Annotated in this window: 4 protein-coding genes; 1 reads left to right on the forward strand and 3 read right to left on the reverse strand. The window is 53.1% G+C overall.

The window, feature by feature from the left end:
* The 3 genes from OGW16_RS08255 to OGW16_RS08265 all read right to left on the reverse strand — a co-directional run.
* Nucleotides 1–488, reverse strand: a 488-nt coding sequence (locus OGW16_RS08255) for a LutC/YkgG family protein (RefSeq protein WP_286518258.1), incomplete at its 3' end; no start/stop codon positions are given.
* Nucleotides 481–1,908 carry a LutB/LldF family L-lactate oxidation iron-sulfur protein gene (locus tag OGW16_RS08260; RefSeq protein WP_043018286.1) on the reverse strand — a complete coding sequence of 476 codons (1,428 nt, stop codon included), beginning with the start codon at nt 1,906–1,908 and terminating at the stop codon, nt 481–483. The genes OGW16_RS08255 and OGW16_RS08260, both read right to left, overlap by 8 nt.
* 10 nt (nt 1,909–1,918) lie before the next feature.
* The gene (locus tag OGW16_RS08265; RefSeq protein ID WP_043018285.1) at nt 1,919–2,638 is read right to left on the reverse strand and encodes a (Fe-S)-binding protein; all 720 of its coding nucleotides are present in this window, start codon (nt 2,636–2,638) and stop codon (nt 1,919–1,921) included.
* 580 nt (nt 2,639–3,218) lie between these two features.
* Between OGW16_RS08265 and OGW16_RS08270 the strand changes: the two genes are divergently transcribed.
* Nucleotides 3,219–4,772, forward strand: coding sequence for an L-lactate permease (locus tag OGW16_RS08270; protein WP_043018284.1), 1,554 nt, complete (start codon nt 3,219–3,221; stop codon nt 4,770–4,772).
* Nucleotides 4,773–4,975: the final 203 nt, after the last annotated feature.

Consider the following 4,975-nt stretch of genomic DNA (forward strand, 5'->3'; position numbering starts at 1 on the left):
GAGGACTCCGGCAACAGGCTCAGGGAGCGCCCGCGCTCCGGTGCGGAAAACAGCACCACGCCGCCGGACTCGGTCAGGCCATATTCGGCAAACACTACGCCGACTTTCGCCTGCTCAGCCTGGGTAATATTTTCGCTACCACGCGCCGGATCCCAGACCACGGCGTTGCATTCCTGCTGCAAGCGTTGGGTGATGCCCAGCTCCACCAGCCGGCTGTCGCCGCTCAGCACCACCGGCTGCTGACCCAATTCTTCGCACAGGCGCAGCGCCGCGTCTGCGGCCTGGTCCTCGCGGGTCAGTTCGCAGCGGGCCAGCATCACTTCGCTGGCAAACTGGATAAACGCAGAGCAGCGCTGCTCGGGGCTAAGCTCGGTCAGGCGCTCGTTGGCAAAATTGTTAACCGGTGCGGCATCCGCTTGCGGCTCGAAACGCAGCGGGCGACCCAGCGCCTGGGCGATGGTGTTTAAAAACGCGGTACGGTTATCCATTCTTTTTCTCCTGCGCCTGATGTTTCTTAAACCAGCTGCGGAAGCTCTCGCCGTCAGCATCAGGCAGATCGCGCGCCTCCATCCAGTCACCAATCGCGCCAACCTTGAGCGGCGTTTTGCCACCATTGATAAACCAGCTCGCCGCATGCGCGCCCGCCATCATCCCGACTTTCCACAGCCCCGGATGGCTATTGGCATAGGCGAACATTTTGATCGCCCGCCGTTCGGCTTTCGGCGTAATGCCCTCTTCGGCCATCACCCGGCGATGACGCAGGATCAGTTTTGATAGCGGAATACGCACCGGGCAGACGCTGTCACAGGCCGTGCATAAAGAACAGGCGTACGGCAGGTCTTTAAAATCTTTATAGCCGCCGAGTAGCGGAGAAATCACCGCGCCGATAGGGCCGGGATAGATAGAGCCATAGCCGTGTCCGCCGATGTGGCGGTACGCCGGACAGGTGTTCATACAGGCTCCGCAGCGAATGCAGCGCAGCACATCGCGAAACTCTGAGTCCAGCACCTGCGAGCGACCGTTATCGACAATCACCAGATGGAACTCTTCCGGTCCGTCAACGTTATCCGCCTCACGCGGGCCGGTCAGCCAGGTGTTGTAGCCCGTCAAACGTGCGCCCACGGCGCTGCGCGCCAGCATGGTGATCAGCACATCCACCTCGGCAAAAGTCGGTGCGATACGCTCCATGCCCATCACCGCAATATGCGTTTTCGGCAGCGTGGTGCACATGCGCGCGTTGCCTTCGTTGGTCACCAGGCACACCGAGCCGGTTTCCGCCACGGCAAAGTTACAGCCGGTAATGCCGATTTCGGCACTGAGGAAATCCTCACGGATTTTCTGGCGAATGAATAAGGTCATGGCTTCCGGCGTTTCCGGGCCGTCGTAGCCCAGACGTTCGTTCAGCACCCGGCGGATCTGGTAGCGATCTTTATGAATAGCCGGGACCACGACGTGCGAAGGCGGATCCTGATCCAGTTGCAGAATGTACTCGCCGAGATCGGTTTCGATCACCTGAATTCCGGCATCCTGCAGCACATGGTTGACGCCGATCTCTTCGGTCACCATCGACTTGGACTTCACCACCTTCTTCGCATTTTTACTCTGCGCAACCTGCAGAATATAGCGGGTGGCGTCTTCTTTGGTTTTGGCGAAATAGACGTGCCCGCCGTTTTCCGTCACTTTCTCGGAGAGTTGATACAGGTAAGCGTCGAGGTTGCTCAGAACGTGATCGCGGATCTGGCAGGCACGATCGCGCCAGTCATCCCAGTGGCCTAACTCATCGACCATTTTTTGTCGATTCGCGCCGATACGCTCCTGCGCATTGGCCACGGCTTTACGCATGATCGGATCTTCTATCTGCTGACGGATGCGCAGTTTAAATTCTACATCGCTGGTTTTTATCGACATCTCTTTCTCCTCAGCGGCTCATCAGCACTTCAGCAATATGCATCACTTTGACCGGCTGGCCTTCTCGTTGCAGTCGACCGCCAATATTCAGCAGGCAGCTAACGTCCGCGCCAATCAAATATTCCGGCTTCGCATCCATCAGATGTAAGACTTTCTCTTTCACCATCTCGCCGGATATCTCGGCCATCTTGACCGAGAACGTCCCGCCAAAGCCGCAACAGGTGTCCTGATCGGCAAATGTCAGCAGCTCCAGCCCGCGCACGTTTTTCAGCAGCGTGAGCGGCTCTTCCTTCACCCCCAGCTTGCGGGTCAGGCTACAGGAGGGATGATACACGGCGCGGCCCTGCAGGCTGGCGCCCACGTCCACCACGCCAAGTTTGTTGACGATAAAGGAGGTGAGATCCTGCATACGGGCGGCAACGTTCTCAGCACGCAGCGCCCATTCCGGTTCATCGGCAAGATACGTCGGGTAGCTTTTTACTGCGTAGGTACAGGAGCCCGCCGGAGAGATAATCGGGTAGTCGTTGTCTTCCAGCGCGGCGATCAGGTTTTTCATCCCTGGGATCGCCTCTTTGATGTAACCGCTGTTGATAGCCGGCTGACCGCAACACCCTTGCTTCTCAGGGAAATTCACGCGACAACCCAGTTTTTCCAGCAGCAAAACGGAGTCTCGTGCCATCCGTGATTTCAGTGCGTCACCAATGCAGGTAACAAAGAAATTTACATTCACAATAACTACTCCATTGCTTCATTTCTGTTTGTTGCGCTTGATATCGCTATATCAAGCAAAGGTTCAGCCGTAATTCACGCCCAGTTTTCTGTTTTTTGGTTCTACCAACGCCTGGGTTCATGGTGATGCTCTGATCGTTTTCCTTTGATGACGACTCTCCTCTTCTTATATCAGGACAATCGCAAATGTCTGTATTTTCATTTGTATGACAAAACCAAATAATCCCCTAATCGACTCACACATGCAATACCCTGGTTTATTTATTTCGGCCTCGCTCACATTTTTATATAGGAAACCACAGCGTTATTAACACCTTAGAAAACAGTTTCAAGTGATTACCACTGTTGTCACTACCATTATTAAAAAGGTTATGAAATAACTACTTATAGGTATTTAACCGGCATTTAAGTATATTTACCCGGCATTAAATTTTAATTAAAAGATTACAATAGTTACAAAACTACAAATCATAATTACTTTATTCACTGAAGCGATTCAGTTTACATACTTTATTACAACAGCAATGTAGCCTCCCCGCCATAAATATAAATCAGGTTTAATGAACCAATCGGGAATAGCAATGAACGAATATTTTATGTTTGCCCTGGCACTCTCTCCGTTACTACTGATGGTATTTTTAATATTGAAATTGAAAATGCCCATCCATTATTCCGTGCTGATCTCTTTAGTATTCACCGCCGCGCTGTCGGCCATATTCTGGGAGATGCCCGTACAGAATCTGAAAGTCGCGATAGGCTATGGCGCACTGAAGGGGTTATGGCCGATTGTGATTGTGATCCTCGGCGCTATCTTCAGTTATAACGTCATGCAGGCGACCAAAGCGCTGGATATTCTGCGCGATATTCTCGCCAGCATTAGCGAAGATAAGCGTATTCAGGTACTGCTGATTTCATGGTGCTTTGGTGGATTTCTTGAAGCCGCGGCGGGTTATGGTACGGCGGTCGCCATTCCGATCGGCATTCTTATTGCGCTGGGATTCAACCCGCTGAAGGCGGCGATTGCCTCTCTGGTGGCAAATACCGTTCCCACTGCATTCGGCGCGGTCGGGATCCCGGTTTCTATTCTGGCGGAACAGGTTAACCTGCCGGTTTATACCTTAGGCGGAACTATTATTCTGCAGCTCGCGCTGTTTAATATTCTGCTGCCGTTTGTGATTGTCTGCATTATTGGCGGCGGCCTGAAAGCCATTCGCGGCGTATTTCTGATCACGCTGATTTGCGGTATCACCACGCTGGTTCCACAGTATTTTGTCGCCATCCATCTTGGCGCGGAATTACCTGCCTTTGCCGGGAGCCTGGTCAGCCTGCTTGCCGTGGCGATGGTCAGCCGCCTGCGCAAAGGGAAAACCGATCCCGAGTGGCGCATTGAGGTCAGCCATACCCGCGAAACCACGCCGCGCTCGGCAAAAGTGTTGTTCCGGGTTGGCTCTATTTATCTGTTTATTTTTGTGTTTATCCTGCTGTGTTCGCCGCTGTTCCCGACAATAAAAGGCGCGGCATCCCAACTGGCTTCGGTGCTGCATTTCACGTTGGCTGACGGCAAAACGATGGCGCTGAAAGTTGAATGGGTGACCACACCGGGGATGCTGATCATCTTTGCGACCATTATCGGCGGTTTTATTCAGGGAGCGTCCGCACGTGGGATGCTGGAAGTATTTATCAAAACGATTTTCCAGCTTAAAAACTCTATCGTCGCAATTATGGCGATCGTCGCGCTGGCCACGGTGATGGATCTCAGCGGGATTATCTCCACGCTGGCCCAGTCGATTGTCGATCTGACCGGCAGCTCGTACGTCTTCCTCGCCCCGGTGATTGGCGCGCTGGGCACGTTCGTGACCGGCAGCGATACCAACTCGAACATTCTGTTCGGCAAGCTGCAAACCATTGCCGCCAGCAAGTTACATATCGATCCTAACTGGCTGGCGGCGGCCAATACCTCTGGCGCTACGGGGGGGAAAATGATTTCGCCGCAAAGCATCGCCATCGCAGTTTCTGCCACCAAAATGGACGGTCAGGCCAACCAGATTATGTCTGGCACCATGAAATACTGCTGCGCCTACATTGTGATCCTCGGCCTGAAAGTCGGTCTGTTTTATTACTGGTTTATGGCGTAAACCATTGTCAACCCCGTCAAATTCGCGGCAATCGAATTTGACGACATAGTGACCAAAAAGGTTTACACCGCCCCGGGAACGGAACGAGGCAACAGACTTTACGATTTGTCGGCGCTGACTAAAATAGCGCCGATGTTTCAAATCGAGGATTGTTGTTATGTTGTTCTGGAAAAAGATGGTGAAGAAGTTCGACGCCTTTTCCG

It is taken from the genome of Citrobacter sp. Ce104 (assembly GCF_030334595.1).
GTDB classification, from domain to species: Bacteria; Pseudomonadota; Gammaproteobacteria; order Enterobacterales; family Enterobacteriaceae; genus Citrobacter; species Citrobacter europaeus.